Here is a 19,752-nt window from a genome sequence, read left to right as displayed (position 1 = left end):
AATGGACACGGGGCCGGGGCGGCGACGCGGCAGTCCTGCTGACGAAATCAGCGGTGCGACGTCGCCGAGAATCGGCGCACGCGAACGACTCGACGGTCACGTCGGAGCTCTGCCACGCGGGGGTTGTCCACTCGACCACCATAGTGGCGCGCGCAGCCGCCACGGAAATCGACCCCCGCGGGGCGGCGACTATTCACGAAGGGTGGCTCCGAACCGCTCTACGGCGACCGCCACGCCGGCGAGCTTGGCGTCGCTCGCCTCCGCGGCGGTGAGCGTGCGGTCCTGGCCGCGAAAGCGCAGCGCGAAGGTCAGCGACTTGGTGCCCTCGGCCACCCCGGTGCCGCGGTAGTCGTCGATCAGCCGGACGTCCTCGAGCAGGTCGCCGGCTCCCTCGACGACGGCGCGGAGCACGTCGGCGGCCGGGACATCCGCCGGCACGACCAGGGAGAGGTCCTGGGTGGCGGCCGGGAACCCGACGATCGGCGTGGTGCTGACCTCGCGGCGGCCGTGCTCGATGAGCGCGTCCAGGTCGAGCTCGAGCGCCGCGACGACCCGCGGCAGGTCGAGCTCCTCGGACAGCGCAGGCAGCAGCTCACCGGCGACGCCGACGACGGTGTCGCCGACGAAGATCTCGGCGGTGCGTCCCGGGTGCATGGCGGTGTGGTTGCCCTGCTCGATCCGGATCGGGACCGCCAACGCCAGCGACAGCTGCTGGGCGGCGGTGATCGCGTCGGCAAGCGACGAGGACACCGGGCGGATGCCGGGCTGTTTCTGGATGCGGTCGCCGAGGAACAGTGCCGCCACGTGCCAGGACTGCGGCGGGATGCCGCCGTTCAGCTCGGCGAGCCGGCTGTCGTCTGGCCGGGCGTTGCCGACCGGCAGCGGCCCGCTGCCATAGGACACTCCGGCGTCGGGCAGGAACACCGTGCCGACCTCGAACAGGGCCAGGTCGGTGAGCCCGCGGGAGAGGTTGCGGCGAGCGGCGGCCACCAGCCCGGGCAGCAGGGTGCGCCGCAGCAGCGGTTCCTCCCCGTCGAGCGGGTTGGCCAGGCGCACGGCGGGGGCGTCGTCCGAGAACCGGCGGTGCGTGGCCTCGGACAGGAACGGGTACGCCTGAATCTCGGTGGCGCCGCCCGCGGCGAGCACGGTGGCAGCGGCGCGACGCAGTTTCTGGGCGCGGGTGAGACCGCGCCCAGGCGGCGCAACGGGCAGCACAGACGGGATGCGGTCATAGCCGACGATGCGGGCCACCTCTTCGGCGAGCGTGGGTTCGTCGCTGAGGTCGGGGCGCCAGCTCGGCGGGGTGGCGAGGACGGCGCCCTCCACCCGGTCGACGGTGCAGCCGATCGCTTCGAGCGAGCCGCGCACCTCGTCGTCGCTGTATGCGACGCCCATGATCGAGGCGATGAAGCCGTCGCGGAGGGTGATCGGCGTGGGCTCCGCTGCGGTGTACAGCCGGGAGCCGATCGGCGCCAGGGTGCCGCCGCCCAGTTCGACGAGCAGCTCGGCGACGCGGGCCGCGGCGGCATCCGCCACCAGCGGGTCGACGCCGCGTTCGAAGCGCTTGGACGCTTCGCTTTGCAGTTTGTGCCGGCGGGCGGTGCGGGCGATCGACACCGGGTCGAAGTTCGCCGCTTCGATCAGCACCGAGGTGGTGGCATCCGAAATCTCGGTTGCGGCCCCGCCCATCACGCCGGCCAGCCCGATCGGGCCGGACTCGTCGGTGATCAGCAGGTCTTCTGGGTGCAGCGTGCGGGTGGCGTCGTCGAGGGTGGTGATGCGCTCCCCCGGCGCCGCGCGGCGCACGGTGATGCCGCCGGTGAGCTTGTCGAGGTCGTACCCGTGGATCGGCTGGCCGAGCTCGAACATCACGTAGTTGGTGATGTCGACGGCCAGTGAGATGGAGCGCACGCCGGCGAGCTTCAGCCGGGTGATCATCCAGGCCGGCGTCGGCCGGCTCGCGTCGATGCCCGTGACCACGCGGGTGACGAACGCCGAGCAGCCGACGCGGCCGCGGACCGGCGCCTCGTCGTGGACCGTCACCGGGAAGGTCTCGGTGGTGGCGGTGCGCGCGATCGCGGTGACCGTCGGGGTGTGTGCGGGGTCGCGGAAGGCGGCCCCGGTGGAGTTGGAGTACTCGCGGGCGATGCCGCGAATGGAGAGGGCGTAGCCGCGGTCGGGGGTGACGTTCACCTCGAAGGCGTAGTCGTCCAGGCCGAGCAGCGCCACCGCGTCGAGGCCGGTCTCGGGGTCGAGCCCGATCTCGGTGAGGCGCAGGATGCCGTCGTGCTCGTCGCCGAGGCCGAGCTCGCGGGCGGAGGCGATCATACCGTCGCTCACATGCCCGTAGGTCTTGCGCGCCGAGATGGGGAACGGGCCGGGCAGCACGGCGCCGGGCAGTGACACCACCACCTTGTCGCCGACGAGGAAGTTGTGGGCGCCGCAGACGATGCCGCGGATGTCGCGTTCGCCGTTGGCCGAGACATCCACCTGGCACCACCGAATGGTCTTGCCGTTGGACTGCGGTTCGTCGGCGAACTCGAGCACCTGACCGACCACGATCGGTCCGCTGAGTTCGGCGCGGTGCACCGCTTCCTCTTCCAGGCCGACGCGCACCAGCGCCGCCTGGATGTCTTCGGCGGTCGCCTCCGCGGGCACGTCGACGAATTCACGGAGCCAGGAAACCGGGACGCGCATTAGAGAACCATTCCAAACTGCTGAGAGAAGCGGATGTCGCCTTCGACCATGTCACGCATGTCGTTCATGCCATTGCGGAACTGCAGCGTGCGTTCGATGCCCATGCCGAAGGCGAAGCCCTGGTATTCGTCCGGGTCGATGCCCGCCGCGCGCAGCACGTTGCGGTTGACCATGCCGCAGCCACCCCACTCGACCCAGCGCGCACCGCCCTTGGCGTTCGGCTGCCAGACATCCATCTCAGCGCTCGGTTCCGTGAACGGGAAGTAGTTGGGGCGCAGCCGGATCTTCGCGCCCTCGCCGAACATGGCACGGGCCAGGTGTTCGAGGGTGCCGCGCAGGTGCGCCATGGTGAGGCCCTTGTCGATGGCGATGCCTTCGAGCTGGTTGAACACCGGGGTGTGCGTGGCGTCGAGTTCGTCGCTGCGGTAGACGCGGCCGGGGGCCACGATGTAGACCGGCAGTTCACGGCCGAGCAGGGCACGCACCTGCACCGGCGAGGTGTGGGTGCGCAGCAGCAGGTGCTTCTCGACCGGGTCGACGAAGAAGGTGTCCTGGGTGGCGCGTGCCGGGTGGTCCTCGTCAAAGTTCAGGGCGTCGAAGTTGAACCATTCGTTCTCGAGCTCTGGGCCTTCCGCCACCTCCCAGCCCATGGCGACGAAGATGTCCGACATCTCTTCCATCAACAGGGTGAGCGGATGACGCGCACCGGGGGTCCATCGGGTGGCGACGGCCGTGACATCCACTGCTTCCGCGGCGAGCCTCGCCGTCTCCTCTTCAGCCACGATCTCGGCTTCGCGGACGGTAAACGCCTGCGTCACCCGCCCGCGTGCCTGCCCGACCAGCTTGCCGGTTGCGGCCTTCTGGTCGGCGGGAACGTCGCGCAGCTGCGCGTTGAACTGCGCGAGCGGCGATGCCTCACCGAGATGAGTGGCGCGCACCTGCTTCAGCGCTGCGGAATCCGTTGCCGCCGTGATCGCCGCGATCGCGGCGTCAACGGCCGCGGCCACGGCCTGGTCGGAGATGAGGTTCGCTTCTGACACAAGCCCCAAGTTTAGTGGGGCTAGCGTCCGCTCCTGTCCGTGGGCCGTTGCATGGTGATCGCCTGCGTCCCCTCAAGACCAATGGTCTTGTCGGCATCCGGCGCCACCGCCCCCAGCTTCGGACCTGTGCGACGGGCGACGAAGCGCGCGAACCAGGACAGCGTCAGGTTCATCGCCAGGTAGATCGCGAGAGCCACGAAGAACAACGAGAAGAAGTAGCGGTTGCCCACCGAGTTGGCGATGTATTGCGTGGTGGTGCGCAGCAGTTCCGGGTATCCGACGATGTACGCCAGCGCGGTGTCCTTCAGCAGGACGACCAGCTGGGCCAGGATGATCGGCAGCATCTGCCGGAATGCCTGAGGGAACTCGATGCGGAAGCGGGTGGCCAGCGGGGTGAGTCCGATCGAGAGTCCGGCCTCGCGCTGCCCCTTGGGCAGCGACTGAATTCCGGCTCGCAGCGCCTCGCCGATGATCGCGCCGTTGTAGACCGCGAGTGCGGACACGCCAGCCCAGAACGGCGCAACGCCGAAGACCAGCAGGGTGAACAGGATCATCAGCAGCACGGGCATGCCGCGGAAGAACTCGAGCAGCACCGACACCGGCACCCGGATCCAGGCGCGCGCTGCGGCGCGGCCGAAGGAGAACAGGATGCCGATGATGATGGCGAAGACCGCGGCGACGGCCGCCATCCGCAAGGTGGCCAACACGCCTTCACCGATGAACCGCCACACCGCGACATCCAGGAAGATGTCCCAGCGTGAGGCGTCGAACATGCCGGGGGTCTCCACACCATTGGCGGAGATGCGCGGAGCGGCAAGAGCGGCGATGAGGGCGATCAGCCCACCGACAATCACGATGGCTCCGACGATGGAGAACAGAACGGAGCGTCGGCGGGCGCGGGGTCCCGGGGCGTCGTAGAGAATCGAGGTCATCGGAGCACCGCCACCTTCTTCTCGACCCGGCCGGCGAGGATTCCGAGCGGGATGGTGATCACGAGATACAGGGCTGCGGTCGCGGCCAGGATGGCGATGACCTCGTCGCCGCGCTCGTTCGAGGCGGTGCGAGCCACCGAGAACAGCTCGACCACGAAGAACGCGCCGGCGACGGACGTGTTCTTGGTGAGGGCGATGAACACGTTGATCAGCGGCGGGATCACCATGCGGATGGCCTGCGGCAACACCACCAGTGAGAGAACCTGCGCGAACGGGAGGCCGATACTGCGTGCCGCCTCGGCCTGACCCACCGGGACTCCGTTGATGCCGGAGCGAATCGCCTCGGCGATGAACGGGGAGGTGTACGCGGTGAGGCCGATCAGCGCCAGTGTGTAGTAGCTGAGGTCGACCTGCAGGTACGGCAGCACGAACGCGCAGAAGAACAGGATGAGCGTCAACGGGATGTTGCGGAGCAGCTCCGTGTACGCCGTGGCGAACGTTCTGAACGACGCAACGGGCGAGATGCGCATCGCCGCGATGAGCACGCCGAGTACCGTGGCGCCGATTCCCGCGTAGATGAGGAGGCTAAGGGTGGTCAGGAATGCCCAGGCGAAGTCTGGCAAAAACTGGATGATCGCGTCCATCGGCACACCTCCTCTTCTTTACTGTGTTGCGGGGTGATGGCCCGCCAGGTCATGCAGACCGGGCGGGCCACCACTGGGGTTGTTTGCTTAGTAGCGGTCGACTGCCGGGGGTTCCGGCGTCTCCAGCACCTTGCCTGCGGTGGCTTCCCACGCGTCGGCCCAGCGGCCGTCCTCGAAGGAGGCCTCCAGGGTGTCGTTGATGAACGTACGGAACGCGTCATCGCCCTTCTTCAGGCCGATGCCATAAGGCTCAGCCGTGAACGGCTTGTCGAGAACCTCGAACTCGTCGGGGTTCTGGTCGGCAAGGCCCGCGAGGATCACGTTGTCGGTGGTGACGGCCGAAACCTCACCGTTGCGCAGCGGTTCCAGGCACGCCGAGTAGGTCTCCGCCTGCAGCACGTTCGCCGTGTAGGCGCTGATGTTGGTGAGCGAGGTGGACCCGGTCACGGTGCAGACCTTGAGGTTCGGGTCGGACTTGAACGACTCGGGGCCTTCGATCTTGTCGGGGTTGCCCGCGAGAACCAGCAGGTCCTGGCCTGCCTCGTAGTACGGGCCGGCGAAGTCGATGACCTGCTTGCGGGTGTCGTTGATGGTGTAGGTGGCGATCACCAGGTCGACGTCACCGTTCTGGATGAACGGCTCGCGGTTGGCCGACACGGTCTCGGTCCACTTGATCTTGTCCTCGGTGATGCCGAGCTCGGCGGCGATGATCTTGCCGATCTCCACGTCAAAGCCCTGCGGGTTGCCCTCGAGGTCGGCCAGGCCGAACAGGGGCTGGTCGTACTTGGTGCCGATGGTGATCGTGCCCGCCTCATTGAGCGCTGCCATAGTGGTGCCGGCCTCGAAGGTTGCTTCAGCGTCAACCTCGGGTGCCTGGCTGCCGGTGCTGCCGGAATCGGTACATCCGCTGAGTGCGAGCGCGCCGGCGAGCGCCATCGCACCGATCGTCAGACTCTTCTTGAGTCGCATGCCTGTCTCCTTGCTGTGTGTCTCGCCCACCGGTTAGTGAGAGAGGATCTTCGAGAGGAAGTCCTTCGCCCTCGGAGTCTGGGGTGTGGTGAAGAACAGCTCGGGAGTGGCCTCCTCGACGATTTCGCCCTCCGCCATGAACAGCACGCGGTTCGCCGCCTTGCGGGCAAAGCCCATCTCGTGGGTGACGACCAGCATGGTCATTCCGTCGTGGGCGAGGCCCACCATGACATCGAGCACTTCGTTGATCATCTCGGGGTCGAGTGCCGAGGTGGGCTCGTCGAGCAGAATGAGCTTCGGGTCCATCGCGAGTGACCGCGCGATGGCAACGCGCTGCTGCTGCCCGCCGGACAATTGCGACGGCATCTTCTTCGCCTGGTTGGCGACGCCGACGCGGTCAAGCAGCTCCATGGCGCGCTTGTCTGCCTCAGCCTTCGACTTGCCACGCACGCGGCGCGGGCCGAGGGTCACGTTCTCGAGCACGGTCTTGTGCGCGAACAGGTTGAACGACTGGAAGACCATGCCGACGTCGGCGCGCAGCTTCGCGAGCCCGGCGCCTTCTTCGGGCAGCTTGTTGCCGTCGATCGTGATGGTGCCGGAGTCGATGGTCTCCAGGCGGTTGATCGCGCGGCACAGGGTGGACTTACCCGAGCCGCTCGGACCGATCACCACGACCACCTCGCCCTTGTCGACGGTCGTGGAAATGTTCTTCAAAACGTGCAGTTCGCCATAGTGCTTATTGACGTTGTCGATCACGACGAGTGGTTCCATGGGTTCACCTTCCCACTCACGTTCGGTCAGGGTCAAACTCCCACGGCAGTTGTAACCGAGGCGTAACGTGAGCTTTTTTATATTAGGGGTCTGCGCCGCCCGCTGGGGTCGAAAGTGCCGGTCGACACGCGCTTAGGCTGGATGGGGACCCACAAGGTCCCCAAGTGAAGGAGATTGTGCAATGAAGGCTGCCCTGTATTACGGCAAGGAAGACATTCGAGTCGAGGAGGTGGACGAGCCCCAGCTTCGACCGGGCACCGTCAAGATCGCCCCGGCTTTCAACGGCATCTGCGGCAGCGACCTGCACCTGTTCCACGAGGGCCCGATGCCTCCCGCGCCGACGGTCGACTCCCCGCATCCTCTGTCCGGCGAGACGCTGCCGGTCGTGCTCGGCCACGAGTTCTCCGGCGTCGTTGAGGAGATCGGCGAGGGCGTTGACGGCCTCAAGGTGGGCGATTCGGTGGTCGTCGAGCCGCTCATGGTCGACGGAACCTGTGCCGCCTGCAAGGCCGGCAAGTACAACCTGTGCGAGCAGATGGGCTTCATCGGCATCTCGGGCCGCGGCGGCGGGCTCAGCGAGCACATCGTCGTCGAGCAGCGCTGGGTGCACCCGGTGGGCGATCTGCCGCTGGACCAGGCTGCGCTGATCGAGCCGCTCTCGGTGGCGCTGCACGCGGTGAAGCACGCCGGCGCGACCGCGGGTCAGGTCGCCGTGGTTGGCGGCGCCGGCCCCATCGGACTGCTCGTCGCAGCCGTGCTCAAGGCCAAGGGCGTGACGACGATTGTCAGCGAGGTCTCGAACGCCCGCCGCGAGAAGGCCGCCACGTCCGGCGTCGCGGATGTCGTGGTCGACCCCTCGACCGAAGACCTCAAGGCCGTGGTTGCTGAGCACAGCGGTGGCGCGGGCGCCAACCTCGCATTCGACGCTGCCGGCGTCGGCGTGGTCGTGCGCCAGCTGCTCGGGGTGCTGGGCGCCGGCGGCCGTCTCGAGGTCGTCGCGATCCACACGAAGCCCGTCGAGATCAACATCGCCGGCGAGCTCACGTTCGGGGACCGCGTGCTCGGCAGCTCGATCGGCTACGCGGGTGACCACCCCGAGGCGATCGAGCTCGTCCGCAGCGGCAAGGTCAACCTCGCGCCGTTCATCACCTCGAAGATCACGGTGGACGACATTGTCGAGCAGGGCTTCGAGCGTCTGATCACCAACAAGGACAACGAAGTGAAGATCCTGGTGTCGATGCGCTAGGTGCCGATGCGCCGAGCGGGCATGCACTGAGTGCCGATGCTCGGAGTGCGCGCAGAATCGAGGGGCTTCCGCCGGTGGCGGGAGCCCCTCGTCGCCGAGCGCGCGATTATCGGCCGAGCGCGGGCGCCGCGGCGGGTTCGCTCGGCCGTTAACGCCGCGCTCACCTCGGAACGTCGGCGGTGCCGGCGCGAGCGCCGTGGAAACGGTCGAACGCCGCTGAAACGGCGTCGGCGCTCGTTAGAAAGTACGGCGCTCACGGGCCGGCCCGCGCCACGCGACTCGATACCGCGCCGTTCGATACCGCGCGGTGCGCCTACTCAGCAGGCCTGCGCTGCGAAAACGCGGACTCGTACAGGCAGACGGATGCCGCGGTCGCCAGGTTCATCGACTCGGCCTGGCCGTAGATCGGCACCCGAATCGCGTTGTCCGCGAGCGCATAGTGCTCGTCGGTGAGGCCCCTGGCCTCGTTGCCGAACAGCCATGCGGTCGGTGCGGTAAGCACACCGGTTTCGCGTGCGGCGAGCAGGTCGTCGCCCTTGATATCGGCGGCGATCACCTGGATCCCTGCGGCCCTGGCCCGCTCAATCACCGCCTCCAGATCAGCAGCGATGGCGACCGGCATGTGGAACAGCGATCCGGTCGTCGACCGCACCACCTTCGGGTTGTAGACGTCCACGCTGCGACCGGTGAGGATCACCGCGTCGGCGCCGGCTGCATCCGCCGCCCTGATGATGGTTCCGGCGTTGCCGGGGTCTCGCACCTCTTCGAGGATGGCCAGGAGCTTCGGCTCATTGTTGAAGATGTCCTTGAGGGATGTCGGAAACTGCCGGCAGACCGCGATGAAGCCCTGCGGCGTGACCGTGTCTGCCATCGAGTCGAGCACGTGTTCCGACACGAACTCGATGTCGATTTCGGCAAACACGGCTGCGTCGCGGATCGCGGGGTACCGCTCGAGAGCGGTCGGGGTCGCGAACAGCTCCATGAGCAGTTCGGGACGGTATTCCAGGGCTTCCGCCACGGCCTGGGGGCCTTCTAACAGAAAAAGCCCGGTCTCGGACCGGGCGTTCCGTTTGGCCAGCTTCGCGACCGCGCGGACACGGGGCGAGCGGGGATTATCGATCATGCCCCCAGTTTATGGGCCGCGCAGACGAAAGGCCCCGAACCGGGCACCGTGTCAGGTGCCCGTCGGGGCCTCTCGTTCAGAGATTCTGCATACGCAGAGGTGCTGCTTACGCGGCGGCGTCTGCCTTGGGTGCCGAGGTGTCGGCGGGCAGGGCCTTCTTCGCGGTCTGAACCAGAGCCGCGAAGGTCTCGGGGTTGTTGACGGCGAGGTCGGCGAGGATGCGACGGTCGACCTCGACGCCAGCCAGGCCAAGACCCTGGATGAGGCGGTTGTAGGTCAGGCCGTTCGCGCGCGACGCGGCGTTGATGCGCTGGATCCAGAGGCGACGGAACTCGCCCTTCTTGGCGCGACGGTCACGGTAGCTGTAAACCAGCGAGTGAGTGACCTGCTCCTTGGCCTTGCGGTACAGGCGCGAACGCTGACCGCGGTAGCCCTCGGCCCGCTCAAGGATTACGCGACGCTTCTTGGCGGCGTTGACCGCTCTTTTTACTCTTGCCATTTGTCTCTAATCCTTACTTGCCGAGGAGCTTCTTGATCGACTTGACGTCTGCCGGAGCAACGACCTGGTCCTGGTTCAAGCGACGCTTGCGGTCGGTCGACTTGACCTCCAGGTTGTGGCGCATACCGGACTGCTGCTTCATGATCTTGCCGGAACCGGTGAGCTTGAAGCGCTTCTTGGCACCGGAGTGCGTCTTCTGCTTAGGCATTTTCTTCCTCTGTTGTCTCGTGCTGTTCTGTCTCGTGCTGTGTGGTGTCGTGTGCTTTGTCGTGAGCTTTTTCGCTTGCACGCTTCGCGTTAGCCTCCGCCTTGGCATCCGCCTTGTTCTTCAGCGGGCCAATGACCATGACCATGTTTCGACCGTCGATGGTGGGGCTCGATTCGACTGTTCCGAACTCCGCGACATCCTCGGCAAACTTCTGCAGCAGGCGCACACCCTGGTCGGGGCGTGACTGCTCACGGCCGCGGAAGAGGATCATGGCCTTGACCTTGTCCCCCGCCTTCAAGAACCCTTCAGCGCGCTTGCGCTTGGTCTCGTAGTCGTGCTTGTCGATCTTGAGACGGAAACGAACCTCTTTGAGGATCGTGTTCGCCTGGTTGCGCCTGGCGTCCTTGGCCTTCTGCGCAGCCTCGTATTTGAACTTTCCGTAGTCCATGATCTTGGCAACAGGGGGCTTGGAGTTGGGAGCAACCTCCACCAAATCCAGGTCGGCCTCCTGTGCGAGTCGCAGAGCGACCTCGATCTTGACGACGCCGACCTGCTCTCCGGCCGGTCCGACAAGTCGGACTTCGGGTACCCGGATTCGGTCGTTAGTTCTGGGATCGCTAATACGTATCTCCTCGTTCTACGAAGCTGCAGCACCAGTCGGCGGGCGCCGATTGGTCAACGAAAGAGGAAATACACACGCTCACGCGCTCACACCCTGACTACCCGAATGATCCAAATGGACCGCACGGGCGGGGTGTAACTACCCGGTAACCTTGTCTAACGGTCAAGCGCGGGTGGGAGAATCTCCACTTTCGTACCGGGGATAAGCCCCGGAGCCTGCACAAGGATAACAGAGGAAACACAAATGAGCGAGCTAGATGAGATCCGCGACATCGCTGAGGTTCCGGCGGTTGAGGTCATCAACACCGTCGCGATCCACCTGCTCAGCGCCGCAGCAGTGAAGTGTGGTCTGGCCGAAGAGGGCGACGCCGCCACGGATCTCGATGAGGCCCGCAAGCTGATCACCGCCTTGGCAGGGCTGGTCACCGCATCCGCGCCCTTCCTGGGCGACCACCACGCGCTGGCGCTGCGTGACGGACTGCGCACCGTTCAGCTGGCGTTCCGTGAGGCATCGCCGTTCCCCGACGAGCCGGGCAAGGGCCCCGGCGAGAAGTACACCGGCCCGGTCAACTAGCGCTAACTGGTTATCGCGCGGCGAACCGCCTCCACGGTTCGTTCCACGTCCGTGGCATCCGTCGCCCAGTTGCTGACGGAGAACCGCAGCACCGCGCGGCCACGCCACGTGGATGGTGACGCGAACGCCACACCCTCGTCGTTGAGTCGCTGACCGACGGTGAGGGTGGTGGCGTCATCGGCCATCGCCAAGCACACCTGGGTGAAGACCACGTCGTTGACGATCTTCGCCCCGGGCAGTGTGCGAAGGCCCGCGGCCAGTGCGGCTGCGGCATCCGCGAGTCCGTCGACGAGGGCGGTGACGCCGTTGCGTCCGAGGGCGTTCAGCGTGGCCCAGACCGGCACGCCGCGGGCACGGCGGGACAGCTCGGGAACCCGATCGTATGCGTTGCCGGCTTCGGCGGTCGGCAGGTATTCGGCGTGCATGCCGAATGCGCCGGTCATCGCCTCGGGATGCGCGACGATGGCGATGCCGCAGTCGTAGGGCACGTTCAGGGTCTTGTGCGCGTCGGTTGCCCAGGAGTCAGCGCGCACGTGACCCTCCATCAGCGACTTGTAGCGCGGGGATGCGGCAGCCCACAGGCCGAACGCCCCGTCGATGTGCACCCACGCGCCGGCGGCGTGCCCCACCTCGACCGCCGCCCAGAGGTCGTCGAACGAGCCGGAATGGACGTTACCGGCCTGCAGGCAGAGAATCTTCGGGCCCGGCATGTCCGCGAAGGTGTCGGCGAGCAGGTCCACCCGAATGCGGCCTTGGGCGTCGGACTTGACCAGGGTGGCCTCACCGAGGCCGAGGTAGCGCCCCGCCAGGTCGATGGCGCCGTGCCGTTCCTCACCGGCAATGAAATGGATGCGCGGCGCACCGGTCAGGCCATCACGGTTGACGTCCCAGCCGTGGTCGGCGAGCACGTACTGCCGGCCCGCCGCGAGGCCGACGAAGTTCGCCATGGTTGCCCCGGTGACGAAACTGACCGCCGCCGTGGCGGGCAAGCCGAGCAGATCGAGCACCCACTCCCCCGCCAGCTCCTCCGCGGCAAACACGCCGGGGGTGGGGGCACGCATTCCAGCGTTCTGATCCCAGGTGCTCACCAGCCAGTCCGCGGCGAGAGCCACCGGTTGGGTGCCGCCGATGACCCAGCCGAAGAAGCGGGGCGACTGCATGGTCATCAGCCCCGGCTCGACCGCGGAAACCAGCCTGTCGATCACAGCTGACGGGTCGGCGCCGGTGTCGCGCAGGGTGTGCCCGAGCGCCGCCTTGACCTGATCGATGGTGGCCTCGGCGGGGATCGGCCTGTCATCGATGTTCTCGAGCCAGCGTTTTGCCCGCTCGGCCACGTCATCAATCACGGGACTGTACTGCAGAGTCGGGCGGATGCTGCCTGACCCAGGACCGACGCTGTCGATTTCCACCACAACACCTGAATTCTGCAAGCCACGATGCATGCACCCTCGATTGTCCTCCCAGCCTCCGGAGGCGTCAATCAAGTCTGATCAGTGCGAGTCAGCGTGACGTGCGGGTCAGCGTGACCGGGTCAGCGTGAGGCGAACAGTCTCACCGTCAGCGAGTCAACGCGTTCCGCGATCACGGTGCTGGCCGCCCACTCGGCCTGCAGCCGCTCCAGCACATCGGCGAGGGAACCCTGGCTGAGCCCGTCGATCAGGGTGAGGGACACCAGCACCTCGGCACCGGCGAACCGGGCGGCCGGGTCGCCGGCGGCCAGCCGCACCTCGACCACACTCGGTTCGGTCACGATGCTGCTGGTGAACGCCTCAACCACCTGCGGGTCGCGGTAGCTCGGCAGCCAGGGCTTGCCCTGCGCGATGGCCCACAACGCCGGGCGGCGCACCACGAACTCGGTGTCGGAGAGCGGGTCGAGCACGACGATGTCGGTGTTCTCGCTGGCGGCGGCGAGGGCGACGCGGATGCCGTCGGCCGGTACCGGCCGTGCCTTCTCGTTCCAGCGCTGCATGGCGTCGACCGAGGAGAAGACCGGCAGAACGTTGCGCCCGTCCGGTCCGGCGACGGTGACGATCGACAGTTCCTGGCTCTTGTCGATGGTGTGCCCGCTGTCGCTGATGCCCGCCTCGCCGAGGTGGGCGACCAGCGGGATCAGCAGACGGGATTCGCGCAGCGCATCAACGACGGCGGACTCGGTGGCCTCCCCGGCGTGGAACCTCGCGAGCGCGTCGATCAACGGCTGGGGCGCGGACCCGTCATCGCTCGAGCGCGTGTTCGACTCGAAGTGGCGCCCCTCCCAGGGGACGCCAGCCGAGTCGGCCAGTGCCATGTGTTAGTTGCCGGCGACGTCGAGCGCCTCGGCCAGCGTGAAGGCCTGGGCGTACAGCGCCTTGCCGACGATGGCGCCTTCAAGTCCCTGGGGCACCAGCTCGCGCAGTGCCGCGATGTCGTCGAGGCTGGCGACCCCGCCTGAGGCGATCACCGGCTTGTCGGTGCGCTCGAGCACCTCGACCAGCAACGGGATGTTCGGTCCCTTGAGAGTGCCATCCTTGGTCACGTCGGTGACGACATAACGGCTGCATCCTGCGGCCTCGAGCCGCTCCATGACCGTCCAGATGTCGCCGCCCTCTTCGGTCCAGCCGCGTGCGGCCAGGGTGGTGCCTCGTACGTCGAGGCCGACTGCGATCGCCTCGCCATACTCCGAGATCACGTGGGCAGCCCACTCCGGGTTCTCCAGTGCGGCGGTGCCGAGGTTGATGCGCTTGGCGCCGGTCGCGAGTGCGGCCTCGAGGCTGGCGTCGTCACGGATGCCACCGGACAGCTCAATGTTGACCGAACGCGGAATGTTCTTGATCACCCGCTTGATGACGCTGCGGTTGTTGCCACGCCCGAAGGCGGCGTCGAGGTCGACGAGGTGGATCCATTCGGCCCCCTGGCTGACCCAGGCCTCCGCGGCATCCACTGGGTCGCCGTAGTTGGTTTCACTGCCCGCCGCGCCCTGCGTCAGGCGAACGGCCTTGCCGTCTGCCACGTCGACGGCCGGCAACAGGGTCAGGGCCGGAGTGGTATTGAACTCGCTCATGATGTCCTTGGTTGGGGTGTGGTGCCAGAAAGCACAAACACAAGATCGTACTCCTCCAGACCGGGCACGGCCTACAGGCTGTCCAGCCAGTTGCGGAGCAACCGGATGCCGGGCTCGCCCGACTTCTCGGGATGGAACTGGGTGGCCCACAGCGGGCCGTTCTCGACGGCGGCGAGGAAGCGGGTGCCGTGGGTCGCCCAGGTCAGCCGCGGGGCCGGCAGCGGAGGCTGCACGTCAAGCGACCAGCGCTGCGCGGCGTTGGAGTGCACGAAGTAGAAACGTTCGTCGCGGACACCAGAGAACAGTGCGGAGTCTTCCGGCGCCTCGACCGTGTTCCAGCCCATGTGCGGGAGCACGTCGGCCTCCAGCTCGGTGACGGTGCCTGGCCATTCGCCGATTCCCTCGGTGTCGATGCCCCGTTCGATGCCGCGATCGAACAGCACCTGCATGCCCACACAGATGCCGAGCACCGGCCGGCCACCGGCGAGGCGGCGGTCGATCATCTCGTCACCGCGCACGGCGCGCAGTTGCTGCATCACCGCGGCGAAGGCGCCGACCCCGGGGACCAGCAGGCCATCGGCTGCGGCGACCTTCGCCCGGTCGGCGGTCAGCTCGACGCGGGCGCCCGCGCGCTCCACGGCTTTCGCCGCTGAGTGAATGTTTCCGGAGCCGTAGTCGAGGACGACGACGGTAGGTGTGGCCACGATCTACAGAGCACCCTTGGTTGAGGGGACGCCGCTCACGCGGGCGTCGAATTGGATGGCTTGCCGCATGGCGCGGGCGAAGGCCTTGAACTGCGCTTCGGCGATGTGGTGCGGGTCACGGCCGGCGAGCAGTGTGACGTGCACGGTGAGCGCGGCGTGGAACGTGATCGCCTCGAACACGTGACGCACCATCGATCCGGTGAAGTGGCCACCGATCAGGTGGTGTTCGAAACCGGCAGGCTCGCCGCTGTGCACCAGGTAGGGACGTCCAGACACGTCGACCACGGCACGGGCGAGCGCTTCGTCGAGCGGCACGTGAGCGTCGCCGTAGCGGGCGATCCCGGCCTTGTCGCCGAGCGCCTGACGGATTGCCTGTCCGAGCACGATGCCGGTGTCCTCGACGGTGTGGTGCACGTCGATGTCGACGTCGCCGTGCGCCCGCACGGTCAGGTCGATCAGCGAATGCTTCGAGAATGCGGTGAGCATGTGGTCGAAGAACGGCACGGAGGTGTTGATCTCGGACGTGCCGGTGCCATCGAGGTTCAGTTCGAGTTCGATGTTCGACTCACTGGTCGCACGATCGATCCGGGCGACGCGGGGCTCTTGGTTCATGCCTTGATCCTAGCCATCGCGGCGAGGAACGCCGTTGTCTCGGCCTCGGTGCCGGCGCTGACCCGCAGGTGCCCGTCGATGGCGAGATCGCGGATCAGGATGCCCTCGGCCAACAGCGTCTCGAATACCGCGTTCGGGTCGTCCACTCCCCCGAACAGTACGAAGTTGGACCAGCTGGTGTACGCGTGGTAGCCCAGCGCGGTCAGCTCGCGCACGATGCGATCGCGTTGCGCCTTGATGTCGTCGACCATGGCGAGCATCTCGTCGGCGTGCGCGAGCGCGGCGTTGGCGGCAGCCTGGGTCAAGGCGGACAGGTGGTACGGCAGGCGCACCAGTCGCATCGCGTCGGCGATCGCCGGGTCGGCCGCAAGGTAGCCGAGCCGCGCGCCGGCGAAGGCGAAGGCCTTGCTCATGGTGCGCGAGACGATCAGCCGCGGGCGGCCGGGCAGCAGGGTGAGCGCCGTCGGCTCGCCGGTGGGGGCGAACTCGGCATAGGCCTCATCGACCACGACGATGCCGTCGGTGGCGTCATAGGCGGCCGCGATGGTCTCGAGCGAGACGGGGGTGCCAGTCGGGTTGTTCGGCGAGCAGAAGAAGACGATGTCTGGCCGCTGCTCGGTGATGGCCCGCACCGCGGTGGCGGGGAAAATCTCGAACTCCGCATCCCGCTCGCCTTCGAGCCAGCGTGTTCCGGTGCTCGTGGCGAGGATGGAGTGCATCGAGTAGGTGGGCGGGAAGGCGAGCAGGCTGCGTCCCGGACCGCCGAAGGCCTGCAGGATCTGCTGCAGCACCTCGTTGGAGCCGTTCGCGGCCCAGACGTTGTCGCGGGTCAGCCCGTGGCCGAGGTAGCCGGCGAGGCTGTCCCGCAGCTCGGTGAACTCGCGGTCGGGGTAGCGGTTGATCGTGAGGATCGCCTGCGCGATCCGCTCGACGATGTCCTGCGCCACATCCTCGGGGATCGGATGCGTGTTCTCGTTGACGTTGAGTGCGATGGGCACTCGCTTCTGCGGGGCGCCGTATGGCGTCTGACCGCGCAGGTCGTCGCGGATGGGGAGGTCAGCGAGAGAAGTCACTGAGCTATTTTAGAACCCGCTCGGTGGGCGTCGTCGCCACGGGGCTTACTGAGAAGGCGCAGCGTTGGAGAACTGGGCGGCGTTCGAGTACACCTCGGGCAAGGCGAGCTGCACGCCGGGATGCACGTCGCCGATGCTCAGTTGGTTGAGCGAGAGGATGTCGGTGATCACGTCGCGCGGGTCGGCGCTCGGCGCGAGTGACTCGGCCAGGCCCCACAGCGATTCGCCGGCGCCCACGGTCACGTACTCGAATGACGGAATCGAGGCATCCGTCGTGGCGACGGCTCCGCCGCCGTTCAACGAGACGACGAGCGCGCCGACCACGAGGGGAAGCGAGGCCAGAGCAGTGAACACGACCCGACCTCGTCGGGTCAGTCGCAGGCGGGAGCGGACCACCGTGGTGGGGCGGGGTGTGGTGCCGATCAGTGCGGTGCTCATTACTACTCCTTCTCTCCGGTGGTGCTTGTTCGCTCCGGTGCTGGGGCGATGCTGGCCAGCTCGCATCCGGCGCTCGGCCGGGAGCGCCGGATGCGAAGCTGTGTTCCGAACATACTTTCGAATGTTCGAAGTGTCAATCGTTTTCTGTGAAGAATTCATCTGTCACCGATGCGGCTGGTGACGGCCCGACACACTAGAACAGATGTTTGCCTACGGCCCGAATGCTGGATACAGTTTCGATTGTCTGAACACAGGCAATCAGGCACCACCGACATTCGATGTGGATCAGTCGAATGAGTCGGTCGAAAGGGGCACGGATGGACGACAGCAAGCAGCCGGAGCGCCGCACGCGCCGCCGGAAGAGTCTCAGCGAGAAGCAGCTCGCGGTGCTGGAGTTCATTCAGCGCTCGGTCGCGCAGCACGGCTATCCGCCGAGCATGCGCGAGATCGGCGACGCCGTAGGCCTCGCCTCACTGTCCAGCGTCACGCATCAGCTGAATCAGCTCGAGTTGAGCGGGTATTTGCGCCGCGACGCCAACCGTCCGCGCGCCCTCGAAGTGCTGATCGACCTGCCAGGATCGGAGGAGCCGACCGAGTCCGCTGCCCCATTCGGCGACGCCGCCATGGTTCCGATGGTCGGCCGCATCGCGGCCGGCATCCCGATCACCGCGGAGCAGCAGATCGAAGAGGTGTTCCCCCTCCCCCGCCAGCTGGTCGGCAAGGGTGATCTGTTCATCCTCAAGGTGGTGGGCGACTCGATGATCGACGCCGCGATCTGTGACGGCGACTGGGTTGTGGTGCGACAGCAGAAGACGGCCGAGAACGGCGACATAGTGGCAGCGATGCTCGATTCGGAGGCCACCGTCAAGGTGTTCCGGCAGCGCGACGGTCACACCTGGCTATTGCCGCGCAACTCCAACTTCGAGCCGATCCTCGGCGACTTCGCCGAGGTGCTGGGCAAGGTCGTGGCGGTGCTCCGGTCGGTCTGACCGGCGGATCCCGCCGACCCGGTCACCGAGCGGCGGGGCCGCTCAGCCGCGGTGCTCGACGAAGTCGGTGAGCGCGTCCACCCGTGATGGGTGAACCAGCGCCCGCACTCTGGTGCCTTTTTCCAGGTACTCCGTCTTCAGCACTCTGCCCTGCACGTGAAGGCGCGAAATGACGTCGCCCCTGTCGTACGGTACGAGCAGCGTGACCTCGACCTCGGGCGCGGGCAGCACCTCGGCGATCCGCCGCTGCAGTTCGTCGATGCCCTCGCCCGTGCGCGCCGAGACGAAGATCGCGTCGGGTTGCAGTCCGCGCAGCAGCAGGCGCTGGTCGTCATCGATCAGGTCGGCCTTGTTGAAGACCAGGATCTCCGGGATGTCGCGGGCATCGATCTCGCCGATCACATCGCGCACCGTGGCGATCTGACTGCCCGGATCCGGGTGTGAGCCATCGACGACGTGCACGATGATGTCGGACTGTTTGACCTCTTCGAGGGTGGAGCGGAACGCCTCCACCAACTGGTGCGGCAGGTTGCGCACGAATCCGACAGTGTCGGCGAGGGTGTACAGCCGGCCGTCGGGGGTGCGGCTGCGTCGCACGGTGGCGTCGAGGGTGGCGAACAGGGCGTTCTCCACGAGCACCCCGGCCTGGGTGATGCGGTTGAGCAGGCTGGATTTGCCGGCGTTGGTGTAGCCGGCGATGGCGACGCTCGGCACTTCGAAGCGTCCACGGTTGGCCCGCTTGGCCTCTCGGGCGGGCGAGAATCCCTTGATCTGCTTGCGCAGCCGCGCCATCCGGGTGTGGATGCGGCGGCGGTCCAGTTCGATCTTGGTTTCACCGGGTCCGCGGCTGCCCATTCCGGCGCCGGCGCCACCGACCTGTCCACCGGCCTGCCGGCTCATCGACTCACCCCAGCCACGCAGTCGGGGAAGCAGGTATTCGAGCTGCGCCAGCTCCACCTGGGCCTTGCCCTCTCGGCTCTTCGCGTGCTGGCTGAAGATGTCGAGGATGACGGCGGTGCGGTCGATCACCTTCACCTTCACGACATCCTCCAGCGCACGGCGCTGGCTCGGGGCCAGCTCGGTGTCTGCGATGACGGTGTCGGCGCCGACGGCGCGCACAATGTCGGCCAATTCCTGCGCCTTGCCCTTACCGAGGTAGGTGCTGGGGTCGGGATGCGGCCGACGTTGCAGTAGCCCGTCGAGCACGACGGCGCCCGCGGTTTCGGCCAGGGCGGACAGTTCGCGCAGCGAGTTCTCGGCGTCGTCGAGCGACCCGCTCGAGTAGATCCCGATGAGTACGACGTTCTCGAGCCGCAGCTGCCGGTACTCAACCTCTGTGACGTCTTCCAGTTCCGTCGACAGGCCCTGCACGCGACGAAGCGCTGCCCGGTCCTCGCGCTCGAACTGGTCGCCGTCGGCCGATCCCACGTAGTTGTCGGTGGCGTTCAGCGCCGTGGCGCGGCCGGATCCGAACCGCGTGTAGCCTGCGGCGCGGCTGCCCTCAGCGGCGAGGACGCGGTCAACGGCGCTCTGGCCGTCGTCGGGCGACAAGTCATCAGTCATTGGCTTAAC

Annotated in this window: 21 protein-coding genes; 3 read left to right on the top strand and 18 right to left on the bottom strand. The window is 67.0% G+C overall.

What is annotated here, in order from left to right; translation table 11 throughout:
• Window positions 1-189: 189 nt before the first annotated feature.
• The 6 genes from pheT to HCT51_RS05850 all read right to left on the bottom strand — a co-directional run bounded on the left by pheT (window position 190) and on the right by HCT51_RS05850 (window position 7,053).
• The gene (pheT, locus tag HCT51_RS05875) at window positions 190-2,697 is read right to left on the bottom strand and encodes a phenylalanine--tRNA ligase subunit beta (RefSeq protein ID WP_166871238.1); all 2,508 of its coding nucleotides are present in this window, start codon (window positions 2,695-2,697) and stop codon (window positions 190-192) included.
• The gene (pheS, locus tag HCT51_RS05870; protein WP_166871236.1) at window positions 2,697-3,737 is read right to left on the bottom strand and encodes a phenylalanine--tRNA ligase subunit alpha; all 1,041 of its coding nucleotides are present in this window, start codon (window positions 3,735-3,737) and stop codon (window positions 2,697-2,699) included. The genes pheT and pheS overlap by 1 nt, the downstream gene beginning before the upstream one ends.
• 20 nt (window positions 3,738-3,757) lie before the next feature.
• On the bottom strand, window positions 3,758-4,669 hold the full coding sequence (locus HCT51_RS05865) for an amino acid ABC transporter permease (protein WP_166871234.1): 912 nt from the start codon (window positions 4,667-4,669) through the stop codon (window positions 3,758-3,760).
• Window positions 4,666-5,313, bottom strand: coding sequence for an amino acid ABC transporter permease (locus tag HCT51_RS05860; protein WP_166871232.1), 648 nt, complete (start codon window positions 5,311-5,313; stop codon window positions 4,666-4,668). The genes HCT51_RS05865 and HCT51_RS05860 overlap by 4 nt, the downstream gene beginning before the upstream one ends.
• Before the next feature lie 87 nt (window positions 5,314-5,400).
• Complete coding sequence (locus HCT51_RS05855) at window positions 5,401-6,282, bottom strand: glutamate ABC transporter substrate-binding protein (RefSeq protein WP_166871230.1); 882 nt, start codon at window positions 6,280-6,282, stop codon at window positions 5,401-5,403.
• Window positions 6,283-6,315: 33 nt separating this feature from the next.
• Window positions 6,316-7,053 (bottom strand): amino acid ABC transporter ATP-binding protein, encoded by a 738-nt coding sequence (locus HCT51_RS05850; RefSeq protein ID WP_166871228.1) that lies wholly within the window; start codon window positions 7,051-7,053, stop codon window positions 6,316-6,318.
• Between the two features lie 181 nt (window positions 7,054-7,234).
• On the opposite strand from HCT51_RS05850, the gene HCT51_RS05845 reads away from it, so the two are divergent.
• Window positions 7,235-8,299, top strand: coding sequence for a 2,3-butanediol dehydrogenase (locus HCT51_RS05845; RefSeq protein WP_166871226.1), 1,065 nt, complete (start codon window positions 7,235-7,237; stop codon window positions 8,297-8,299).
• Between the two features lie 313 nt (window positions 8,300-8,612).
• Here the strand turns inward: HCT51_RS05845 and HCT51_RS05840 are convergent, their stop codons facing one another.
• The 4 genes from HCT51_RS05840 to infC form a co-directional block, all read right to left on the bottom strand.
• Entirely contained in the window at window positions 8,613-9,422 is an 810-nt protein-coding gene (locus HCT51_RS05840; protein WP_166871224.1) for a TrmH family RNA methyltransferase, read from the bottom strand.
• A 106-nt stretch (window positions 9,423-9,528) separates the two neighbouring features.
• Window positions 9,529-9,921, bottom strand: coding sequence for a 50S ribosomal protein L20 (gene rplT / locus HCT51_RS05835; protein WP_166871222.1), 393 nt, complete (start codon window positions 9,919-9,921; stop codon window positions 9,529-9,531).
• A gap of 13 nt (window positions 9,922-9,934) precedes the next feature.
• Entirely contained in the window at window positions 9,935-10,129 is a 195-nt protein-coding gene (gene rpmI / locus HCT51_RS05830) for a 50S ribosomal protein L35 (protein WP_166871220.1), read from the bottom strand.
• Complete coding sequence (gene infC / locus HCT51_RS05825; protein WP_166871407.1) at window positions 10,122-10,751, bottom strand: translation initiation factor IF-3; 630 nt, start codon at window positions 10,749-10,751, stop codon at window positions 10,122-10,124. Before infC ends, rpmI begins: the two co-directional genes overlap by 8 nt.
• Window positions 10,752-10,994: 243 nt before the next feature.
• On the opposite strand from infC, the gene HCT51_RS05820 reads away from it, so the two are divergent.
• On the top strand, window positions 10,995-11,324 hold the full coding sequence (locus HCT51_RS05820; protein ID WP_166871218.1) for a DUF1844 domain-containing protein: 330 nt from the start codon (window positions 10,995-10,997) through the stop codon (window positions 11,322-11,324).
• A gap of 2 nt (window positions 11,325-11,326) precedes the next feature.
• On the opposite strand, the gene HCT51_RS05815 is transcribed toward HCT51_RS05820, so the two are convergent.
• The 7 genes from HCT51_RS05815 to HCT51_RS05785 form a co-directional block, all read right to left on the bottom strand.
• A complete protein-coding gene (locus HCT51_RS05815) occupies window positions 11,327-12,670 on the bottom strand; it encodes a pyridoxal phosphate-dependent decarboxylase family protein (RefSeq protein ID WP_224760697.1) in 1,344 nt (447 codons plus the stop codon).
• Window positions 12,671-12,855: 185 nt separating this feature from the next.
• Window positions 12,856-13,611, bottom strand: coding sequence for an SseB family protein (locus HCT51_RS05810; protein ID WP_166871214.1), 756 nt, complete (start codon window positions 13,609-13,611; stop codon window positions 12,856-12,858).
• Between the two features lie 3 nt (window positions 13,612-13,614).
• Window positions 13,615-14,364, bottom strand: a complete 750-nt coding sequence (priA, locus tag HCT51_RS05805; protein ID WP_166871212.1) for a bifunctional 1-(5-phosphoribosyl)-5-((5-phosphoribosylamino)methylideneamino)imidazole-4-carboxamide isomerase/phosphoribosylanthranilate isomerase PriA — start codon at window positions 14,362-14,364, stop codon at window positions 13,615-13,617.
• 71 nt (window positions 14,365-14,435) lie between these two features.
• On the bottom strand, window positions 14,436-15,068 hold the full coding sequence (hisH, locus tag HCT51_RS05800) for an imidazole glycerol phosphate synthase subunit HisH (RefSeq protein ID WP_166871210.1): 633 nt from the start codon (window positions 15,066-15,068) through the stop codon (window positions 14,436-14,438).
• 3 nt (window positions 15,069-15,071) lie between these two features.
• Window positions 15,072-15,680 carry an imidazoleglycerol-phosphate dehydratase HisB gene (gene hisB / locus HCT51_RS05795; RefSeq protein ID WP_166871208.1) on the bottom strand — a complete coding sequence of 203 codons (609 nt, stop codon included), beginning with the start codon at window positions 15,678-15,680 and terminating at the stop codon, window positions 15,072-15,074.
• Entirely contained in the window at window positions 15,677-16,753 is a 1,077-nt protein-coding gene (locus tag HCT51_RS05790; protein ID WP_166871206.1) for a histidinol-phosphate transaminase, read from the bottom strand. Before HCT51_RS05790 ends, hisB begins: the two co-directional genes overlap by 4 nt.
• Window positions 16,754-16,798: 45 nt before the next feature.
• On the bottom strand, window positions 16,799-17,191 hold the full coding sequence (locus tag HCT51_RS05785) for a hypothetical protein (RefSeq protein WP_166871204.1): 393 nt from the start codon (window positions 17,189-17,191) through the stop codon (window positions 16,799-16,801).
• Window positions 17,192-17,508: 317 nt separating this feature from the next.
• On the opposite strand from HCT51_RS05785, the gene lexA reads away from it, so the two are divergent.
• Window positions 17,509-18,180, top strand: a complete 672-nt coding sequence (lexA, locus tag HCT51_RS05780; protein WP_191413779.1) for a transcriptional repressor LexA — start codon at window positions 17,509-17,511, stop codon at window positions 18,178-18,180.
• 42 nt (window positions 18,181-18,222) lie between these two features.
• Here the strand turns inward: lexA and hflX are convergent, their stop codons facing one another.
• The gene (gene hflX, locus HCT51_RS05775; protein WP_166871199.1) at window positions 18,223-19,743 is read right to left on the bottom strand and encodes a GTPase HflX; all 1,521 of its coding nucleotides are present in this window, start codon (window positions 19,741-19,743) and stop codon (window positions 18,223-18,225) included.
• Window positions 19,744-19,752: the final 9 nt, after the last annotated feature.

Origin of the sequence: Salinibacterium sp. ZJ450 (genome assembly GCF_011751885.2) — a bacterium.
Classification (GTDB): Bacteria; Actinomycetota; Actinomycetes; order Actinomycetales; family Microbacteriaceae; genus Ruicaihuangia.
This window is presented reverse-complemented; position numbering and strand designations above follow the sequence as displayed.